At 68.5% G+C, this 18,998-nt stretch carries 13 protein-coding genes; 5 read left to right on the top strand and 8 right to left on the bottom strand.

The genetic code is table 11. From position 1 onward, the window contains the following. Nucleotides 1-34: 34 nt before the first annotated feature. Nucleotides 35-1,258: a M20 aminoacylase family protein gene (locus AC57B5_RS26395; RefSeq protein WP_496400626.1), complete on the bottom strand. Its 1,224-nt coding sequence runs from the start codon at nt 1,256-1,258 to the stop codon at nt 35-37. Nucleotides 1,259-1,372: 114 nt separating this feature from the next. On the opposite strand from AC57B5_RS26395, the gene AC57B5_RS26390 reads away from it, so the two are divergent. Further along, the gene (locus tag AC57B5_RS26390; protein WP_496400625.1) at nt 1,373-2,392 is read left to right on the top strand and encodes a LysR family transcriptional regulator; all 1,020 of its coding nucleotides are present in this window, start codon (nt 1,373-1,375) and stop codon (nt 2,390-2,392) included. A 7-nt stretch (nt 2,393-2,399) separates the two neighbouring features. Here AC57B5_RS26390 and AC57B5_RS26385 read toward each other — a convergent pair whose 3' ends face one another. The 4 genes from AC57B5_RS26385 to AC57B5_RS26370 all read right to left on the bottom strand — a co-directional run bounded on the left by AC57B5_RS26385 (nt 2,400) and on the right by AC57B5_RS26370 (nt 9,473). Continuing rightward, nucleotides 2,400-3,857: an efflux transporter outer membrane subunit gene (locus tag AC57B5_RS26385; protein WP_496400624.1), complete on the bottom strand. Its 1,458-nt coding sequence runs from the start codon at nt 3,855-3,857 to the stop codon at nt 2,400-2,402. A 28-nt stretch (nt 3,858-3,885) separates the two neighbouring features. Then, nucleotides 3,886-7,137 carry an efflux RND transporter permease subunit gene (locus AC57B5_RS26380; protein ID WP_496400623.1) on the bottom strand — a complete coding sequence of 1,084 codons (3,252 nt, stop codon included), beginning with the start codon at nt 7,135-7,137 and terminating at the stop codon, nt 3,886-3,888. 86 nt (nt 7,138-7,223) lie between these two features. Next, a complete protein-coding gene (locus AC57B5_RS26375) occupies nt 7,224-8,498 on the bottom strand; it encodes an efflux RND transporter periplasmic adaptor subunit (protein ID WP_034396497.1) in 1,275 nt (424 codons plus the stop codon). A gap of 114 nt (nt 8,499-8,612) precedes the next feature. After that, a complete protein-coding gene (locus AC57B5_RS26370) occupies nt 8,613-9,473 on the bottom strand; it encodes an alpha/beta hydrolase (RefSeq protein ID WP_043819199.1) in 861 nt (286 codons plus the stop codon). A 175-nt stretch (nt 9,474-9,648) separates the two neighbouring features. On the opposite strand from AC57B5_RS26370, the gene AC57B5_RS26365 reads away from it, so the two are divergent. The 3 genes from AC57B5_RS26365 (at nt 9,649) to AC57B5_RS26355 (ending at nt 13,982) form a co-directional block, all read left to right on the top strand. Then, nucleotides 9,649-10,563, top strand: a complete 915-nt coding sequence (locus AC57B5_RS26365) for a LysR family transcriptional regulator (protein WP_043819201.1) — start codon at nt 9,649-9,651, stop codon at nt 10,561-10,563. A 352-nt stretch (nt 10,564-10,915) separates the two neighbouring features. Next, nucleotides 10,916-12,259, top strand: a complete 1,344-nt coding sequence (gene gdhA, locus AC57B5_RS26360) for an NADP-specific glutamate dehydrogenase (RefSeq protein ID WP_013801081.1) — start codon at nt 10,916-10,918, stop codon at nt 12,257-12,259. Nucleotides 12,260-12,443: 184 nt separating this feature from the next. After that, complete coding sequence (locus AC57B5_RS26355) at nt 12,444-13,982, top strand: IPTL-CTERM sorting domain-containing protein (RefSeq protein WP_496400622.1); 1,539 nt, start codon at nt 12,444-12,446, stop codon at nt 13,980-13,982. A gap of 130 nt (nt 13,983-14,112) precedes the next feature. On the opposite strand, the gene AC57B5_RS26350 is transcribed toward AC57B5_RS26355, so the two are convergent. Both AC57B5_RS26350 and AC57B5_RS26345 read right to left on the bottom strand, forming a co-directional pair. After that, the gene (locus tag AC57B5_RS26350) at nt 14,113-15,432 is read right to left on the bottom strand and encodes a serine hydrolase domain-containing protein (RefSeq protein WP_496400621.1); all 1,320 of its coding nucleotides are present in this window, start codon (nt 15,430-15,432) and stop codon (nt 14,113-14,115) included. Between the two features lie 111 nt (nt 15,433-15,543). Next, a complete protein-coding gene (locus tag AC57B5_RS26345) occupies nt 15,544-16,416 on the bottom strand; it encodes a methylglyoxal synthase (protein ID WP_012206945.1) in 873 nt (290 codons plus the stop codon). 149 nt (nt 16,417-16,565) lie between these two features. Between AC57B5_RS26345 and AC57B5_RS26340 the strand changes: the two genes are divergently transcribed. After that, nucleotides 16,566-17,468: an alpha/beta hydrolase gene (locus AC57B5_RS26340; RefSeq protein WP_496400620.1), complete on the top strand. Its 903-nt coding sequence runs from the start codon at nt 16,566-16,568 to the stop codon at nt 17,466-17,468. A gap of 27 nt (nt 17,469-17,495) precedes the next feature. Here the strand turns inward: AC57B5_RS26340 and AC57B5_RS26335 are convergent, their stop codons facing one another. Further along, nucleotides 17,496-18,935, bottom strand: coding sequence for an alpha/beta hydrolase (locus tag AC57B5_RS26335; protein ID WP_496400619.1), 1,440 nt, complete (start codon nt 18,933-18,935; stop codon nt 17,496-17,498). Between the last annotated feature and the right edge of the window lie 63 nt (nt 18,936-18,998).

Here is an 18,998-nt window from a genome sequence, read left to right as displayed (position 1 = left end):
AGTCGTGAAAGGAATCCGGTGCGGGCGCGGCGCCTCAGGCGGCGGACAGAAAACGCCGGGCCAGCTTCACCCAGTAGGTGGCTGCCAGCGGCAGGATGCGGTCGTTGAAGTCGTAGCCGGGGTTGTGGACCATGCAGCCGCCCGTGCCATGCGTGTCGCCCACGCCGTTGCCCACGATCAGGTAGCTGCCCGGGCATTGTTCGAGCATGAAGGAGAAGTCCTCGCTGCCCGTCAGTGGCTGCAGGTCGGGGATCAGCGCCTGCTCGCCCAGCCAGTCGCGCGCCACCTCGCGGGCGAAGGCCGTGCTGGCCGCGTCGTTGACCAGGGCCGGATAGCGCCAGCGGTAGTCCACCACGGCCTCGGCCCCCAGCGTGGCGGCCTGGGCGTGGGCCAGCGCGGTGATGCGTTCGCGCAGCAGGGCACGCACCTCGGGCCGGTAGGCGCGCACGGACAGGCGCAGCTCCACCTCGCCAGGAATCACATTGGGCGCATCGCCGCCATGGATGGCGCCCACGCTGACCACGGCCATGTCGCGCGGATCGACATTGCGCGAGACCACGGTCTGCAGCGCCAGCACCAGGTGGGCCGCCGCCACCACCGGGTCGGCCGACAGATGGGGGGCCGAGCCATGGCCGCCCTTGCCGCGCACGGTGATGATCACCGTGTCCGACGAGGCCATGAACGAGCCCTCGCGAAAGCCGAACTGCCCCTCTGCAAAGCCCGGCATGTTGTGCAGCGCAAAGATGGCATCGCAGGGGAAAAGATCGAACAGCCCATCCTCCACCATCTTGCGGCCCCCGCCCAGGCCCTCCTCGGCCGGCTGGAAGATCAGGTGCAGCGTGCCGTCGAAGCCGCGCGCCTGGGCCAGCTCGCGCGCGGCGGCCAGCAGGATGGCGGTATGGCCGTCATGCCCGCAGGCATGCATGCGGCCCGCGTGGCGGCTGGCGTAGGGCAGGCCGGTCTGCTCGTGGATGGGCAGCGCGTCCATGTCGGCACGCAGGCCCAGCCGGCGCGTGCCTGCCCCGACCCGCAGCGTGCCGACAACGCCCGTGCCTCCCAGGCCCCGGTGCACTTCGTAGCCCCAGGAGGCCAGGCGCTCGGCCACCAAGTCGCTGGTGGCGAACTCCTCGAATGCCAGCTCGGGATGGGCATGCAGGTGATGGCGCAGGGCCACCATCTCGGCCTGCGTGGCGCGTATGCCGGCAAGCACCGGATCGGCGGCTTCGGCCATGGTGGAAACGGGCGGTTCAATGTTCATGCCCGCAGTCTAGGAAGCGTGGGCAGCGGGCGGAAGACCGCCAGCGCCTGCCCTGCCAGGCATTGCCTGTCATCCCCTGAACACATGCACGCGCCAATCACGGGCATGGCACACATGGCACGAAACCTGCAAGATCGGCCCATGCATTCCCAGCCCCACCCCGATGCCGGCCCCGCAATGAAGCTGCACCAGATGCGCTACCTCGTCGCCGTGGCCGGCTGCGGCAGCGTGCGCGCCGCGTCACGCGCGCTGGGCATCACGCAGTCGGCCATCACCCAGGCCCTGCGCGAACTGGAGGAAAGCCACCGCCTTGCGCTGTTCGAGCGCCAGAGCAGCGGCATCGTCCTCACGCCGGCCGGGCGCACGCTGCTGCGCCACGCCCAACTGATCACCGGGCAGATGGCCCAGGCCGAGGATGAAATGGCTCGCCTGCGCGACACCTGCGCCGTGGCGCGCCTGTGCGTGGGCGTGACGCCCTGGGTGGGCCAGAGCCTGCTGCCCCATGTGCTGCGCGCCTTCCGCGCCGAACTGCCCCAGGTGCGGCTGGAGCTGTTCGAGGGCCTGTCGGCCGTGGCCCATCCGCGCCTGCGCGAAGGCACGCTGGACCTGCTGATCGGCCGCGTGCCCTCGGGCCCCTCAGGCGGCGACCTGCATGGCACGCCGCTGTTCCGCTATGACGCCACCGTCGTGGCCCGCACCGGCCATCCGCTGGCAGGCGCGCGCTCGCTGGCCGAGCTGATGAACTGCGACTGGCTGCTCAACTACACCCCGCCTGAAGAAGACGACCTGGTGCGGCGCCTGTTCCTGCGCCATGGCCTGCCCGTGCCCGTGGGCCACATCCACCTGGTGCATTCGGCATCGCTGCTGCTGCACCTGATCGCGCACAGCGACATGCTCTCGTTGTGCCCCTGGCCGCTGATCGAATCGGGCGTGCCCCAGGGCACCCTGGTGCCGCTGTCCCTGCGCGAGCAGTTCGAGCCCCACACGGTGGGCGTGGTCCAGCGCGGCCACGGCCCCCTGCCCTGGGTGGCCGAGCGCTTCGTGCACCACCTCATGGAGCAGGTCCACGCCTGCCGCCACAGCCCGGACCCGGTGCTGCAGCGCGTGTTCCGCTCCATTGACGTGCTGGCCTGAGGGTGCCTCAGCGCAACGTGGCCTGGGCCACCGGCACGTCAGCCGGCACATCCCAGCCCCCGCCCAGCGCGCGGATCAGGCCCACGGCGGCCTGGTACTGCGCGGACTTCACCTGCAGCGCCTGGCGGCGGTTGCGCAGTTCGCTGCGGCGGGCATCCAGCAGGTCCAGCTGGCTGACATAGCCATTGCGGTAGCGCGTGTCCGAAAGGCTGGTGGCACGCTTGGCGGCCACCACGGCCTGGCCCTGCACGGTGGACTGCTCCTGCAGGATGCGGATGGACGACAGCTGGTCCTCCACCTCCTGGAAGGCCACCAGCGCCTGCTGGCGGTAGGCGGCCAGCGCGGCATCGAGCTGCGCGCCTGCGGCCTGCACGCCGGCCTCGCGCCGGCCGCCGTCGAACAGCGGCAGCGACAGCAGGGCCCCCACGCCCCAGGAGCGCATGGACCACTTGAACAGGTCACCGACCTCGGGCGAGGCGTGGCCGGCCGCGCCGGTCAGCGAGATGCTGGGGAACCATGCCGTCTTCGCCACGCCCACGCGCGACTGGGCGGCGAACACGGCGCGCTGGGCGGCCGAGATGTCGGGCCGGCGCATCAGCACCGTGGCCGGCACGCCGGCTGGAATAGAAGGCAGAGCCGTGGTCCAGGCGCCTTCGCCCAGGCCGAAGCGCGAGGCCGAGTCACCCACCAGCACGGCCAGCGCATGCTCGACCTGGGCGCGCTGGCGGTCCAGTGCCAGCGCGTCCGATTCGGTGGCCGACAGCTCGGCCTGGATGCGGGCCACGTCCAGCTCGGCAATGTCGCCGGCCTGCAGCCTTCGCTCCGACAGGCGCAGCGTGTCGCGGTAGGCCTCCACGGTCTCGCGCATCAGAGCGCGCTCGGCGTCCAGCGCGCGCAGCTGCAGATAGGTCTGTGCGACCTCGGCCTGCACGGCCAGCCGGGTGCTTTGCAGCAGGGCCTCGCGGCCCTCGGCGTCCAGCCTCGATGCGTCGGCCGCCTGGGAAATGCGGCCGAACAGATCGACCTCATACGACAGGTTCAGTCCCGCATTGACCAGGGTGGCAGGCCGCGTGCCCGAGGCCTTGTCCAGCCCCGCGCCGCGCGTGGCCCCTGCGCCCAGGCCCAGTTGGGGCAGGCGCTCGGCATTGGCGCTGCGCGCCAGGGCGCGGGCCTCGGCCAGGCGTGCGGCCGCGGCCTGGATGCCCTGGTTGTCCAGCGTGGCCTTGTCCACCAGCGCGTTCAGCGCCGGATCCGCAAAGGCCAGCCACCATTGGCCGCGTGCCTGGGCTTCAGCGGGCAGGGCCTGGGTCCAGCCCGCCTGCGGCGCGGCGCCCTGCTCCTTGAAGGCAGGGGCGGCCGGCAGCTCTGGCAGGCTCTGGGACACGCTGGCGCAGCCGGCCAGGGCCAGCGCCGCCACCAGGGGCAGCAGACGCCTGGACAGTTTCGAAAGCGATGGGATCTTCATGATCGGTTCCTGTTCTTGTGGTGTGGGCTCATTCATGCTCGCCACGCGCAGCAGAGGGCATGGGTCGCGCGCCGCCACCCGAGGCATGGCCGTGGGCGGGTGCATGTGCAGGGGCCTCTTCCTCCATCTCGGGCCCATGCTGCTTGAGCGGCCGGTTGCCTGCCAGGCGGCGCATCAGCACGTAGAACACGGGCGTCAGGAACAGGCCGAAGGCCGTCACCCCGATCATTCCCGAGAACACGGCCACGCCCATGGCACGGCGCATTTCCGAGCCCGCGCCCGTGGACAGCACCAGGGGCAGCACGCCCATGACGAAGGCCAGCGAAGTCATCAGGATGGGGCGCAGGCGCAGCCGGCTGGCCTCGATGGCGGCCTGTATGGGCGTGCGGCCCTCGAACTCCAGCTCCCGCGCGAACTCCACGATCAGGATGGCGTTCTTCGCACTCAACCCCACCAGCACGATGAGCCCGATCTGCGTGAAGACATTGCTGTCGCCGCCCGACAGCCAGACGCCGGTCATGGCCGCCAGCAGGCCCATCGGAACGATCAGGATGATGGCAATCGGCAGGGTCAGGCTCTCGTACTGCGCGGCCAGCACCAGGAAGACCAGCAGCAGGGCCAGCGGGAACACGATCACCGCCGAATTGCCGGCCAGGATTTCCTGGTAGGTCAGGTCGGTCCATTCGAAGTCGATGCCCTTGGGCAGGGCCTCGGCCGCGATGCGCTTGATGGCGTCCTGCGCCTGGCCCGAAGAGAAGCCCGGTGCGGCACCGCCGTTGATGTCGGCCGTGAGGTAGCCGTTGTAGCGCATGGCGCGCTCGGGGCCGAAGCTGGAGTCCACCTTCATCAGCGCCGACAGCGGAATCATCTCGCCCGAGCTGGAGCGCACTTTGAGCATGCCCACGTCCTCGGCACGCGCGCGGTAGGGCGCATCGGCCTGCACGCGGACGCTGTAGGTGCGGCCGAACTTGTTGAAGTCGTTCGCATACAGGCTGCCCAGGTAGATCTGCATGGTGTCGAAGATGTCCGTCACCGGCACGCCGAGCTGGCGCGCCTTGGTGCGGTCGATGTCGGCATACAGCTGGGGCACGTTGACCTGCCAGCTGGTGAACATGCCGGTCAGCTCGGGCGTCTGGTAGGCCTTGGCCATGAAGGCCTTCACGGCAGCGTCCATCTGGTCATAGCCCAGGGAGGCGCGGTCTTCCAGCTGCAGCTTGAAGCCGCCCGTCGTGCCCAGGCCCGCCACGGGTGGCGGCGGGAACATGACGATGAAGGCGTCCTGGATGCCTGCGAAGGCCTGGTTGAGCTGGCCGGCCACGGCGCCGCCGCTCTGGTCGGCGCGCTTGCGCTCGTCGAAGGGCTTGAGCGTGGCGAAGACGATGCCCGAGTTGGAGCTGTTGGTGAAGCCGTTGATGGACAGGCCCGGGAAGGCGATGGTGTCCTCCACGTTGGGGTTGTCCTTCATGATCTCGCCCATGCGGCGGATCACCTCGTCCGTGCGGTCCAGCGTGGCGCCGTCGGGCAACTGGGCAAAGCCGATCAGGTACTGCTTGTCCTGCGCGGGCACGAAGCCCGAAGGCACGGCCTTGAACAGACCGAAGGTCACGGCGATCAGCGCCAGGTAGATGGCCAGCATCAGCGCCTTGCGCGAGATCACGCGGCCCACGCCGCCGCTGTAGGCCTCGGAGCCCCGGTGGAACATGCGGTTGAAGCCGCGGAACAGCCAGCCGAAGGCCCGGTCCATGCCGCGCGTCAGCGCGTCCTTGGGCGCATCGTGGCCGCGCAGCAGCAGGGCCGCCAGCGCGGGCGACAGCGTCAGCGAGTTGATGGCCGAGATCACCGTGGAGATGGCGATGGTCACCGCAAACTGCTTGTAGAACTGGCCCGTGAGGCCGCTGATGAAGGCCAGCGGCACGAACACCGCCACCAGCACCAGGGCGATGGCGATGATGGGCCCGGACACTTCGCGCATGGCGCGGTAGGTGGCGTTGCGCGGCGTGAGGCCCGCCTCGATGTTGCGCTCCACGTTCTCGACCACGACGATGGCGTCATCCACCACGATGCCGATGGCCAGCACCAGGCCGAACAGGCTCAGCGCGTTGATGGAAAAGCCCAGCAGATGCAGCACGGCGAAGGTGCCGATCACCGACACCGGCACGGCCAGCAGCGGGATGATGGAGGCGCGCCAGGTCTGCAGGAACAGGATCACCACCAGCACCACGAGCACGATGGCCTCCAGCAGCGTGTGCACCACCGATTCGATGGAGGCGCGCACGAACTGCGTGGGGTCGTAGGCGATGCGGTACTCCAGGCCCTCGGGCATGTTCTTGTTCAGGGCCTCCATGGTCTTGCGCACGTTGGCCGAGATCTCCAGCGCATTGGAGCCCGGCGCCTGGAACACGCCCATGCCCACGGCCGGGTCGTTGTTCAGCAGCGAGCGCAGCGAATAGTCGGCCGCGCCCATCTCCAGGCGGCCGATGTCGCGCAGGCGGGTCACGGCGCCGTCGGAGCCGCTCTTGACGATGATGTCGCCGAAGTCCTCCTCGCTTTGCAGGCGGCCCTGGGCGTTGATGGACAGTTGCATGTCCACGCCCGGCAGCCCCGGCGAGGCGCCGACCACGCCGGCCGCAGCCTGCACGTTCTGGCCGCGGATGGCAGCCACCACATCGCTGGCCGACAGGCCGCGCTGCGCCACCTTCTGCGGGTCCAGCCACACGCGCATGGCGTAGTCGCCGCCGCCGAAGATCTGGATCTGGCCCACGCCTTCGATGCGCGCCAGCGGGTCCTTCACGTTCAGCACCGCGTAGTTGCGCAGGTAGTTGATGTCATAGCGCTGGTTGGGCGAGACCAGGTGCACCACCATGGTCAGGTCGGGTGCGCTCTTGACCGTGGTGATGCCCAGGCGGCGCACCTCTTCCGGCAGGCGCGGCTCGGCCTGCGAGACGCGGTTTTGCACCATCTGCTGCGCCTTGTCGGGGTCGGTGCCCAGGCGGAAGGTGACGGTCAGCGTCATCACGCCGTCGCTGGTGGCCTGGCTGCCCATGTAGAGCATGCCTTCGACGCCGTTGATCTGCTCTTCCAGCGGCGTGGCCACGGTCTCGGCGATCACCTTGGGATTGGCGCCCGGGTACTGGGCGCGCACCACCACGGACGGCGGCGCGACCTCGGGGTATTCCGAGATCGGCAGCCCGCCCATGGCGATCAGGCCGGCGATCAGCATCAGCAGCGAAAGCACGCCTGCGAAGATCGGCCGGTCAATGAAGAATTTGGATAGGTTCATGGTGTTTGGCTCCGCCACGGCAAAGCGCGGCCCATGCCGCCTGCGGTCAGGCGGCATTTCAGAGGCAGGAAAGGTGTGCGGCTAGATCAGGACTTGGTTGCGTCAGCCACTTGTTCGGCTGCCTGCCGGGTGCCCGGCTGGCGGGCATCGGCCCGCGCATCCATGGACACCTCCTTGGGCGCGACCAGGGCGCCGGGGCGGATGTGCTGCAGGCCGTTGACGACCACGCGCTCGCCGGGCTGCAGGCCCTGGGTCACGTTGCGCAGGCCGTTGACCGAGGCGCCCAGGGCCACCTCGCGGTAGACGGCCTTGTTGTCGCCGCCCACCACCATCACGTACTTCTTGCTCTGGTCCGTGCCGATGGCGCGCTCGCTGACCAGCAGCATGCTGCTGTCGCGCGCCTGGCCCATGCGGATGCGGGCGAACTGGCCGGGCATGAGGGCGCCGTCCTTATTGTCGAAGGCCGCGCGCACGCGCACCGTGCCGCTTCGGGCATCGACCTGGTTGTCGATCAGCTGCAGCCGGCCTTCGAAGGGCGTGCTGCCGGCCGTGGCCGTGCCCATCTGCACGGGAATGCTGTCGATCTTGGCGCGGTTGCCCGCGCCGCCGCCCAGCTCCTTGAGTGCGCGCGTGATGACCTGCTCATCGGCATCGAAGCTCGCATAGATGGGGCTGACCGAGACCAGCGTGGTCAGCACCGGCGCGCCCGGGCCTGCGGCCACCAGGTTGCCCACGGTGATCTCGCGCTTGCCGATGCGGCCCGACACGGGGGCGCGCACCTGGGTGTAGCCCAGGTTCAGCCGCGCCGATTGCAGGGACGCCTGGGCCGCGCGCAGATTGGCCTCGGCCTCGCTGCCTGCGTTGATGCGCTCGTCCAGCTCACGCTGGGCAATCGCCCGCTCGTCCCACAGTCGGCGTGCGCGCTCCTGCTCGCTGCGCGCATAGGACTGGCGTGCCTGGGCCGAGGCCACCTGGGCTTCGGCCCGCTCGACCTCGGCCGCATACGGTGCGGGATCGATGGTGATCAGCAGATCGCCCTGCTTGACCAGCGCGCCCTCGCGAAAGTGCACGGCCTGCACGGCGCCAGCCACGCGCGAGCGGATGTCCACGCGCTCCACGGCTTCAAGGCGGCCCGAGAACTCGTCCCAGGCGGTGACTTCGCTTTCGGCGACCGTGGCCACGGACACGGGCGTGGCGGCGGGCTGGGCGCTGGCGGGCGCGTCATCGGCCTTGGCCTCGAAGCCATGCAGGCCGAACAGGCCGGCGCTGACGGCGAGGATGGCCGCAGCGGCGGCAGGCAGCCTCCAGCCCTTGCGCTGGGCCGAGACAGAAGAAGAGGATGAGGTGGATTCGGTGGACATGGTGTTTTTTTGCGAAATTCAGGGAACACGATGCCCGCCCGGCGCCTGAACGCGCCGGGAAGGCGGAAGGGGAAAACGGGGCAGCAGGTGTCGCCGGCTGCGGCGGCGCGGGGCCTAGCCCGGTGCTGCGGGCTTGTTCATGGTGGCCTCGAAGAAGTCATGCACATGCTGGGACACGGCGGCGCTGCAGGCCGTACAGGCCTCGGCCTCGGACAGGGCCTGCGGCCAGTTCGACGCGCTGGGCAGCACATGGCTGCTGGCTGTCACCCCGGCCGCGCGCAGGCGGGCCGCATAGGCCTGGGCCTCGTCGCGCAGCGGGTCGTCACCACCCACCAGCACCAGGGCCGGCGGCAGCTGGGCCAGGCGCAGCGAGCTGCCGGGCACGGCATAGGGATGCATGGCGTCCTTGGGGCAGCTCAGGTACTCGCGCCAGCCCGTGGCCCAGCGGCATTCGCCGGCCTCGGGCGTGGCCTCGCGCTGCGAGGCGGTGCCGGTGCAGGGATCGAGCATGGGCGACACCAGGATCTGGCCCGCCAGCGGCGGATGGCCCCGGTCGCGCGAGATCACGGCCACTGCAGCGGCCAGGTTGCCGCCGGCTTCTTCACCCGCGAGGAACAGCGGTGCGCCCTTGCCCGCCATCTTCACGCGGTGCTTGTACAGCCACTGCAGCACGGCGTAGCCCACCTCGATGGGCTGAGGAAACGGATGCTCGGGCGCCAGCGGGTAGGCCAGCGACACCACGACGGCGCCCGCCTCGGCCAGCAGCCGGCCGATGTAGCGCCCGTTGTCCAGCGTGCCGCAGACAAAGGTGCCGCCATGGAAATGCAGCACCAGCGGCGAGACCGTGCCGGGCCTGCGCTGGCCATAGGCGCGCGCAGCCACGGTGCCGTGCTCGGGCAGCTCGATGGAGAATTCTGTTTCGGCAATCTGCGCCCCGGCGGCGGGGCCGTTCGGAAGCGACGGGGAAGTGGACATGGCGCGAACCTGCGGCAATGGTCGATGGTTGGAATATAGGCGGCGCCGGCCATGTCTGAAATAGCAACGCAGCCATCGCTCTGTTTCCGTTTCACGAACAATCGCCCGATACCGCGCATGTGAGAATTCCGCCGAGCCGGCATTCCCTTGCCGGGCGCTGCAGGAGCAACTTTCCATGGACCAGATCCAGGCCATGCGTGTCTTCGTTCGCGTGGTGGAAGCCGGCAACTTCACCCGCGCCGCCGATTCGCTCGACCTGCCCAAGGGCACGGTCACCAAACAGATACAGGCGCTGGAGGCGCGCGTGCGCGTCAAGCTGCTCAACCGCACGACGCGGCGCGTCACCGTCACGCCCGATGGCGCGGCCTACTACGAACGCGCGGCACGCCTGCTCAATGACTTCGACGATCTCGAAGCCAGCATGGTCAACACCCAGACCGCGCCCAGCGGGCGACTGCGGCTGGACGTGGGCAGCTCCATGGCCCGGCTGATCATCATTCCGGCGCTGACCGAATTCTGCGAACGCTACCCCGACATACAGATCGACCTGGGCGTGGGCGACCGCCTGGTGGACCTGATCAGCGACAACGTGGACTGCGTGATCCGCGGGGGCGAGCTCAGCGACCAGTCCCTGGTGGCGCGGCGCATCGGCTCGATGAACTGGGTCACCGTGGCCTCGCCCGCCTACCTGGCGCGCCACGGCGTGCCCCAGCACCCTTCCGAGCTGGATACGAAGCACCAGATCGTCGCCTTCTTCGCGGGCCATACGCGGCGCATGTACCCGCTGGAATTCCAGCGGGGCGATGAATCCATCGAGGTGGCGGGCAACTACCGCATCGCGGCCAACGACAGCAATGCCTACACGGCCGCCGTGCTGGCGGGCTTCGGCATCGCGCAGCTGGTCACGGCCTTTGCCCAGCCGCTGATCGACAGCGGCGAACTGGTCGAGGTGCTGCCCGAATGGACCCAGCCGCCGCTGCCCATTCACGTGGTCTATCCGCCCAACCGCCACCTCAGCGCCAAGGTGCGGGCCTTCGTGGACTGGGCGGCCGACCTGTTCGCGCGCCATCCCCAGCTGCAGCGCAGCTGAAAGGCCGTCGATGGGATGGCCGGGCGGGCCCAAGCCCCGTCCGGCTGCAAGGCCTTCCTAGCCACTCTTCATGTCAGCTGGCATGGCGCCAGCCATTCCCATTCGCCATGGCCATGCACGCCACCGGATACGGCTGATCCAGGCCGCTGCCTGCCCGCTCACTGCGGCACGCAGGCCCTGCCCATGCACCAAATACCGTCGGCACCTCTCTGGAAATGCACCGAAAAACGGCATTCAGGCACCAAGCACGGGCACTGTTCACCAAAACGATGCATGACGGCATAACTTTTTGGCATAATTTTGGTTTGCACTCACCCCTTCCCGCAGCCGTTTTTTAGTCAGAGGTTTTTCCATGAAGTACGAGTCCGTCGGCCAATTCCTTGAAGAAGTGGCGCAACGCAACCCCGGCCAGCCCGAATTCCTGCAAGCCGTCACAGAAGTGATGGAAAGCCTCTGGCCCTTCATCGAGAAGAACCCCAAGTACGCCGAACTCGGCCTGCTGGAGCGTCTGGTCGAGCCCGAGCGCGTGGTCATGTTCCGCGTGAGCTGGACCGACGACAAGGGCCATGTGCAGGTCAACCGCGGCTTCCGCATCCAGCACAGCATGGCCATCGGCCCCTACAAGGGCGGCCTGCGTTTCCACCCCTCGGTCACGCTGTCCGTGCTCAAGTTCCTGGCCTTCGAGCAGACCTTCAAGAACGCGCTGACCACGCTGCCCATGGGCGGCGGCAAGGGCGGCTCGGACTTCGATCCCAAGGGCAAGAGCCCCGCTGAAGTCATGCGCTTTTGCCAGGCCTTCGTCACCGAGCTGTTCCGCCACGTGGGCCCGGACACCGACGTGCCGGCAGGCGACATCGGCGTGGGCGGCCGCGAAGTGGGCTTCATGGCCGGCATGTACAAGAAGCTGTCCAACAGCGCCGCCAGCGTGTTCACGGGCAAGGGCCTGTCCTTCGGCGGCTCGCTGATCCGCCCCGAAGCCACCGGCTACGGCACCGTCTACTTCGCCCAGGAAATGCTGGCCACGCGCGGCCAGTCCTTCGCAGGCAAGACCGTCTCCGTCTCGGGTTCGGGCAACGTGGCCCAGTACGCCGTGGAGAAGGCCCTGCAGCTGGGCGCCAAGGTGGTGTCGGTCTCCGACTCCTCGGGCACCGTGTATGACCAGGACGGCTTCACCACCGAGAAGCTGGCCATCCTGATGGACGTGAAGAACCACCGCTACGGCCGCGTGGACGAGTACGCCAAGCTGGTGGGCGCCGAGTTCCTGCGCGGCAAGACGCCGTGGCACCTGAAGGTGGACGTGGCCCTGCCCTGCGCCACGCAGAACGAACTGACCGAGGAAGACGCCAAGGTGCTGATCGCCAACGGCGTGGTCTGCGTGGCCGAAGGCGCCAACATGCCCTCGACCATCGAAGCCGCCAAGGCCTTCGAGAAGGCCGGCGTGCTGTACGCTCCGGGCAAGGCCAGCAACGCCGGTGGCGTGGCCACCTCGGGCCTGGAGATGAGCCAGAACGCGGCCCGCCTGTCCTGGCCGGCCGAAGAAGTCGATGCCCGCCTGCTGCAGATCATGCAAGGCATCCATGCCGCCTGCCTGAAGTACGGCAAGCGCGAGGACGGCACGGTCAGCTACATCGACGGCGCCAACATCGCCGGTTTCGTCAAGGTGGCCGACGCCATGCTGGCCCAGGGCGTGATCTGAGCATCAACGCTCCCCATCCCTGACGAAAGCCCATGCAGCCTGCTGCATGGGCTTTTTTCATGGCTGGCCCGCACACAGAAAGCGCGACGGCCTTCGCTATTGAAAGCCAATTCTCAGAATTGCTCAGATTCGCCGGCCAACGGGAGAGGACACTCAGCGCGCCCTGTCTCCAACCCCGTTCCCCATGCTCCCTGGACCCATCACCAAAGCGCTGCTCGTCGGCGCCGCTGCCCTGTCGCTGGGCAATGCCTTCGCCTACGAATCCCTCGGCTTCAAACCCGATCTGGATGTCAACGGCAACTGCAGATCCACGACTGACACGACGCCTTCATCGCCCTACTATTTTTTCTCCGCACAGATGGTCGGCGGCACCACCCGCTGCGGCACCGACAGCAACGGCTGGATGAGCTTTCGAATCAGCGGCTCGGCCTATCCCTTTGCATCCTGGTCGGTATCGGCTCTCACCGGAAAGATCAATTTCCAATCATTCGTGATGCGCAACAGCACGGCCAATCCGTTGCAACTGACCATCACATCGGGCGCCGTGACATACACCAAGACGGCGCCGGTGGGCATCTCCACCATTGCGCTGGACGAGCCCATCACCAACAGCAGCACCGTGAAAATCACTTTCTCGGCCGCCGACATTGTGGGTGCGGCTCTGCAGTCCGTTTCCGTCGAGCCCTTCATTCCCCTGAGCATCAGCCCCTCGACCTTGCCCAGCCCCCAGGTCGGCAGCCTGTACTCCCGGACGCTGACGGCAACCGGCGGCCTGGGCGCACCCTACACGTTTGCACTGCAAAGCGGAGCGCTGCCTGCAGGACTTGAACTGGACCCCGTCACAGGCACGATCAGCGGCACGCCCACGGCCGCAGGCAGCACCTCGTTCACGATCCGGGTCACCGACAGCAAAGCCAATACGCTGGACCGCAGCTACACGCTCAATCCCATCAAGATCCCCGAGCCCCAGGCAGCCATCGTGACCGCGACGCCGACAGCCGTCGCCGTGGGCGAAACCACCACCCTGGCCCTGAGCGGCGGCATAGGCAACGCCACCCCCGCCTTCCAGCTCCTGAGCGGGCCATGTACGGTCAGCGGCAACCAGCTGACCGGCACGGCCACCGGCACCTGCGTCGTGCGGGGGACCAAGGCCAGCAGCGATCCCTTGAACTACGCAGCCGCAACCGGCACCGTCTCCGTGACTGTTCTCGGCCTCACACAGCACGCCGATGGAACGAGCAGGACACAGTTCACGCAAGGCCAGCCCAATGGCACCTGCACCTTCCGCCATGTCGCATTCACCAGCGCCCTGCCCGGCCCCTTGCCCGCCGGCTTCACGGCCGTGCCCGACATGCCCAGGCCCGTGCTGGAGTTTGAGACCCGGGACTGCACCGTCGGCGACACGCTGACCATGCAGGTCACGCATGCAGACGTGCCCGCAGGTGCCGTTCTGCTGAAATGGAAGCCGCTGGCAACGCCTGCCCAATGGGTGAAGATTTCCAGCTTCAATGCTGGCACTGCCAGCTACACCGTCACGGACGGCGGCGATGGCGACGATGACGGAGCCCAGGACGGCGCCATCCTCGACCCCGTGGTCGTGGCCATGCCTGCGGCAGCCGCCACCACCACCGCGGTACCCACCCTGTCGCAGTGGTGCCTGATAGCCATGTCGGCCCTGCTGGCCCTGTTCGGCATGACCCGGATGCGGCGCCGCCAGGTCTGACGCGTGCGCTCCATTGCGGGCCGTGCCAGGCGATCAGAAGCCGGCCCGGCCTGCCCACGGGCCGAAGGCAACGTGTTTGCGCACGCTGCCTTTTTTGCTGCCTGCGACCTGTTCCTGCTGCCTGTTCCTGCTACCTGTCGCGCACCGCATCGGCCAGCGCCGCCCAGGCCTTGAGCGTCAGCGCATGCGTGAAGGCCGCGCCCGCCACCGGGTGCGATGACAGCTTGACCACCACCATCTGCGCGGCCGGGTTCACGTGGATGAACTGGCCGTGTATGCCGGCGGCCTCGTAGGCGCCGTCGGAGTTGTGCAGCACCCACCACTGGTTGCGGTAGCTGTAGCCGGGCCGCGCGGCCTGGATGCCGCGGAACTTGAACTGCTCGCGGTCGCCGCCGCGCGCAATGTCGTCCAGCACCGCCTTGTCGAAGATCTTGTGGCCGTTGAAGCTGCCGCCCAGGCGCAGCATCTCGCCCACGCGCGCCAGGTCACGCGCCGTGGCGTTCAGGCCCGCGCCCTGCAGCGGCGTGCCGGTGCTGTCCACCATCACATAGGCGTCTTCCTGCATGCCCAGCTTCTGCCAGATGTTCTCGCTCATGAGATCGCTCCAGCGCCGGCCCGTGACGCGCGAGACGATCCAGCCCAGCACCTCGGAATGCACGGTGCGGTAGACAAAGCCCTCGCCATGCGTGCCTTCCTTGGGCAGCGTCTTGAGGAAGTCGTAGACATTGGTCGGCCCCGCGTAGCCGGGCGGACGCGGCAGCATGCCCGAGGCCCAGGAGTAGCCGAAGATCTCGGTCTTGGGGTCGGTGTAGTCCTCGCGAAAGCGCACGGCGCCCGTCATGTCCATGACCTGGCGCACCGTCATGTCGCCCCAGGCCGAGCCTTCCAGCTCAGGCACGTACTTCGTCACCAGCGCCTGGGGGTCGATGCGCCCCTCGTGGGCCAGTTGCGCGGCCATCAGGCCGGTGAACGATTTGGTGACCGAGAACAGCAGGTGCGGCGAGCTGGCCTGCATCTGGTTCTGGTAGCGTTCGAAGACCACCCGCCCCTTGTGCAGCACCACGATGGCGTCGGTATAGGTGCGGTCCAGCCATTGGTCCACGGTGACGGGCTGGCCCTTGTCGTCGTCAAAGCGCAGGCCGCCCAGGGCCATGGGCGCTTCGGGCAGGGCCGAGGGCGCCGCCGCGCCGCGCCGGATGTTCTGCGTGGGCTGGATTTCGCGCAGGTGCTGCACCACCCAGCGCAGTTGCGGATAGCGGTAGCCGTTGGACACGTCCACTCGCTTGTCGGCGGCCGGAGGAAAGCCCTGCATCAGCCCCAGTTGCTCCAGGCGCACGCTGTCGGGCGGCGGCAGCGCGGGCGCTGCGGTGGCCTGGGCTGCAGCCCAGCCGGGCAGCAGCGCCAGCAGGGCCATGGCATGCCGGGAACGCCGAAAGAGCTGACTGACCATCGTTGTCTCCTTGATTTTTTGGAAACGGCCAGTCTTGCAGAAAGCCTCCGGCCGGTCACGGGTGTTCGCCCGCCCGCAGGCCGCAAGGCTGTCGTCTGCGCGACGAAGATTTCAGCGGCGCATCAAGGCCGCATCGCACCAGCGCTGCGCCACGGCCGGAGAAGTGGTGCAGACCGTGTCGTGCGTCACCGTGGTCACGGCGCGCTCCAGCAGCTGGATGTCGGCCTCGTGCTGGCGCGCCACATGCGGGTCCTCGAAGAAGATCACGCGCTGGCAGCGGCGGTCCAGCACCAGGTCGGCGATCTGCGCATCGCCGCCCAGCGGGCCGCTGTTGTAGCGGTCCACCCAGGGCCGGTCCTCGGGCCAGCCACGGCTCCAGGCCATTTCGTTGAGCCGCTGGCCCGTGGTGCCCGTGCCCACGCGCCGGCCAAAGCGCGACAGCAGCTCGAAGTTGCGCGCCGCGAAATCCAGCATGGTGGGCTTGAGCGCATCGTGGGCGATCAGCGCCAGCGTCTGCTGCGCATAGTCATGGAAGCGCTGCGCGCCCGCATCCCTGGGAAGGCCGGCATGGATGCGCTCCATCTCGATCCAGTCCCGCGCCGAGGCCACGGTGGACAGGAAGGGCTTGCCGTGGATCACGCATTGGCGCTTGAGCGCCACGGCCTCGGGGAAGATGGAGGACGGATCGACCGGGTCGGTCAGATAAATGGCGCCGTCAATCGTACGCTCGTCGCCTTCCACGCCCACCACCTCGGCCACCAGTTTCATCAGCCCGCCTTCGCGGCCATAGGGATAGCGGCGCAGGCCCCGGTAGGACGCCAGCATGCCGGCGGCCTGGATGGCGTCGAAGGTACGGCCCACGGCATGCAGGCCCAGCTGCAGCTCGCGGATGCCGGACTCGCAGGCGCGCAGCCAGCCGAACAGTGCGGCATCCTCGGTTTGGTGGTGGATTCGGTTGGCGGCCAGGCCCAGGCGTATCGGCATACAGGTTCACTCATCAACAGTGGGGAGAGGTCCGCATCGCCTTGTCGGCCCGCGAACCAGCGGCAAGAATAGCGCCAATCCATGACAGCGCCGGCCCGCAGGGCAGCGGCGCTGAACTTTTGGCCGGCCCGTGCATCCATTGTTGCGTCATGCCCTCAATGCTTCCCTTTCTGTGGCCCCGAAGGCGCCTGCACCGGATCACGGCGGCGCTGGGCGTGGCCGCGCTGCTGGCGGCCAGCGGCTGCTCCGTGCTGGACACCAAGCAGCGCGAATGGATCTTCCAGCCCAGCGACCGCAGCTGGCCCGGCGCCAACACGGCCGGCATGGAAGATGTCTGGATCGACATGCCAGCGCAGGACGGCGCCCGCCTGCATGCGCTGTGGCTGCCCCAGCCGGTCACGGCCGGCAACGCCCCCGTGCTGCTGTACCTGCATGGCGCGCGCTGGAACGTTGCCGGCTCCTCGCCGCGCATCCGGCGGCTGCACGAACTGGGCTTTTCGGTGCTGGCCATCGACTACCGGGGCTTTGGCAAGAGCAGCGCCGGCCTGCCGTCCGAGGAATCGGCCGCCGAGGACGCACGCGCAGGCTGGGACTGGCTGGGCCGGCACGCTCCGGGCCGGCCGCGCTTCATCTTCGGCCATTCGCTGGGCGGCGCCATCGCCATCGACCTGGCGCGCAGCGTCCAGGATGAGGCCGGCGTCATGGTCGAGGCGACCTTCACCAGCATTCCCGACGTGGTCCGCAGCTTCCGCTGGGGCTGGCTGCCCGTGGGGCCGCTGATCACGCAGCGCTTTGCCTCCATCGATAAGGTGGCCGGCATAGGCTCGCCGCTGCTGGTCGTGCATGGCAGCGCCGACCCGCTGATCCCCGCCACGCTGGGCCGCCAGCTTTTCGACGCGGCCAGCGAGCCCAAGCGCTTCGTGCTCATCGAAGGCGGCAACCACCACAACACCCAGTCGCGCGCCATGGAGCAATACCGGCAGGCGCTGGACGAGCTGTTCGGGCTGCGCCTGCTCGCACAGGCGCCCACCGCGCCAGCAAGCCCGCGCTGAGCGGCGCAGCCTGCGCCGCCTTCCACGCTACGGGCAGCTTGCCGCGTTCTGCGAGATCACGGCGCGCAACTGCCGCGTGGTGGTGCTGTCATCCGGGCCCAGCGTGTTGCGCGTGTAGCGGCAGCCATAGGTGGGCGCGGCCACCGTGGCGGCCGTCTGCACATCGTCACCGCCCGGCTTGGCGCCGCCCTGCTCCCACTGCACCATGGCATCGAAGGCTTCCACCTGTTCTGCCACGGTGAAGTCGCAGTGCGATGCGCCGCGGATGGCGCGCTGCACCAGCCACTGGCTCCGGCCCTTGTCGGCCACGCGGCGCTGGTAGATCTGCTCCATGCTGAAGGGCACATACAGATCGCCCAGCGTATGCAGGGTCACCACGGGAATGTTGATATCGCCGGAAGTCACGGGAATCCAGCGCAGGCCGTCGCGGCGCGGCCGGTTGGCATCGGGCGCGGCCGTGCGCTTTTGCGCAGCGGCATTGAGCGCGGCCGAGGCCGCGGCATCCCCGTCGATGCGGTAGGTGAAGCGGTTGGTGTCGGTCACATTGCGGTTCAGGATGCCGTTGACCGAGCCATCGCTGCCGAACACGCCCCAGACCGGCGCGAACGAGCCGCCCACGGCCACGCCCAGATCGAACAGCGGGCGCGGGCCACCCGTGAGGTTCTGGATGACCGACAGATAGGCGCGCCCCGTCGCGGTGGGAGCCGACGGAAAGGTGGTGAACAGGGCCGAGGTCACCTGGCCCTGGATGGCGGCCCACTCGGTGACAGGGCGCTGGGCCACGCCGGCCATGGCCTGCGCGGTGACCTGGGCCGCGGCGAAGTAGTCGAACAGTTCGGTATCTCCCGTCACGCCGCACATGGGCACGGCGCCCTGGTAGCGCACCTTGTTCCTCGCGGTGGCCTGGGCCTCGGCCTCGATGGCCGCCGCCGTGACATGGCCGCCCATGGAATGGCCGGTGATGTACAGGCGCTGCGGCTGCGCCAGCGGCCGGCCGTGAGATGCGGCCAGGCGGTTGAAGGCCAGCGCCAGCGCATTCGTGTCCTCCACGCCGGCGCGCACGTCGTAGTAGTTCTTGCTGTAGCTGGACGCCGCCCAGGCATAGCCGTTCTGGATCAGGTACCGGCGTATGGACGGATTGGTGACGCTGAGCGCACTGCCCTCGCCCGCATAGCCGTGCGCATACATCACCAGGCGGCCATTCCAGTTGGCCGGCACCTCGATGCGGTAGGCCGCGCCTTCCAGCACACCGGCCCAGCGGCTGGTGCTGGCGTTGTCGACCACATCGCCCGAAGCGGCGGCCAGCGCTTCGAAGCTGGTGGCCGAAGGATTGGCCGGCGCAAAGCTGCGGCTGTCCTGTGCCCGCGTCTCCTCGGGCGCATCACCGTCCCCCCCGCCGCAGGCCGCAAGGCCCGTGGCCGCCAGCAGACCGAGATACTTCCAACGATTCCAACGCAGGGCTCGCATAAGACTGTCTCCTTGGGATGAAGGTGTTGAGGGAAACGCGCGCAAAAAATCAGGTTCAAGCGG

The organism is Delftia sp. BGA-UO-ETr-SB1 (assembly GCF_059567865.1).
This window is presented reverse-complemented; position numbering and strand designations above follow the sequence as displayed.

Bases quoted from the DNA above. Each gene is read 5' to 3' on its own strand.
- AC57B5_RS26395 (WP_496400626.1), bottom strand. From the start codon at position 1,258: ATGAACATTGAACCGCCCGTTTCCACCATGGCCGAAGCCGCCGATCCG.
- AC57B5_RS26390 (WP_496400625.1), top strand. From the start codon at position 1,373: ATGGCACGAAACCTGCAAGATCGGCCCATGCATTCCCAGCCCCACCCC.
- AC57B5_RS26385 (WP_496400624.1), bottom strand. From the start codon at position 3,857: ATGAAGATCCCATCGCTTTCGAAACTGTCCAGGCGTCTGCTGCCCCTG.
- AC57B5_RS26380 (WP_496400623.1), bottom strand. From the start codon at position 7,137: ATGAACCTATCCAAATTCTTCATTGACCGGCCGATCTTCGCAGGCGTG.
- AC57B5_RS26375 (WP_034396497.1), bottom strand. From the start codon at position 8,498: ATGTCCACCGAATCCACCTCATCCTCTTCTTCTGTCTCGGCCCAGCGC.
- AC57B5_RS26370 (WP_043819199.1), bottom strand. From the start codon at position 9,473: ATGTCCACTTCCCCGTCGCTTCCGAACGGCCCCGCCGCCGGGGCGCAG.
- AC57B5_RS26365 (WP_043819201.1), top strand. From the start codon at position 9,649: ATGGACCAGATCCAGGCCATGCGTGTCTTCGTTCGCGTGGTGGAAGCC.
- gdhA (WP_013801081.1), top strand. From the start codon at position 10,916: ATGAAGTACGAGTCCGTCGGCCAATTCCTTGAAGAAGTGGCGCAACGC.
- AC57B5_RS26355 (WP_496400622.1), top strand. From the start codon at position 12,444: ATGCTCCCTGGACCCATCACCAAAGCGCTGCTCGTCGGCGCCGCTGCC.
- AC57B5_RS26350 (WP_496400621.1), bottom strand. From the start codon at position 15,432: ATGGTCAGTCAGCTCTTTCGGCGTTCCCGGCATGCCATGGCCCTGCTG.
- AC57B5_RS26345 (WP_012206945.1), bottom strand. From the start codon at position 16,416: ATGCCGATACGCCTGGGCCTGGCCGCCAACCGAATCCACCACCAAACC.
- AC57B5_RS26340 (WP_496400620.1), top strand. From the start codon at position 16,566: ATGCCCTCAATGCTTCCCTTTCTGTGGCCCCGAAGGCGCCTGCACCGG.
- AC57B5_RS26335 (WP_496400619.1), bottom strand. From the start codon at position 18,935: ATGCGAGCCCTGCGTTGGAATCGTTGGAAGTATCTCGGTCTGCTGGCG.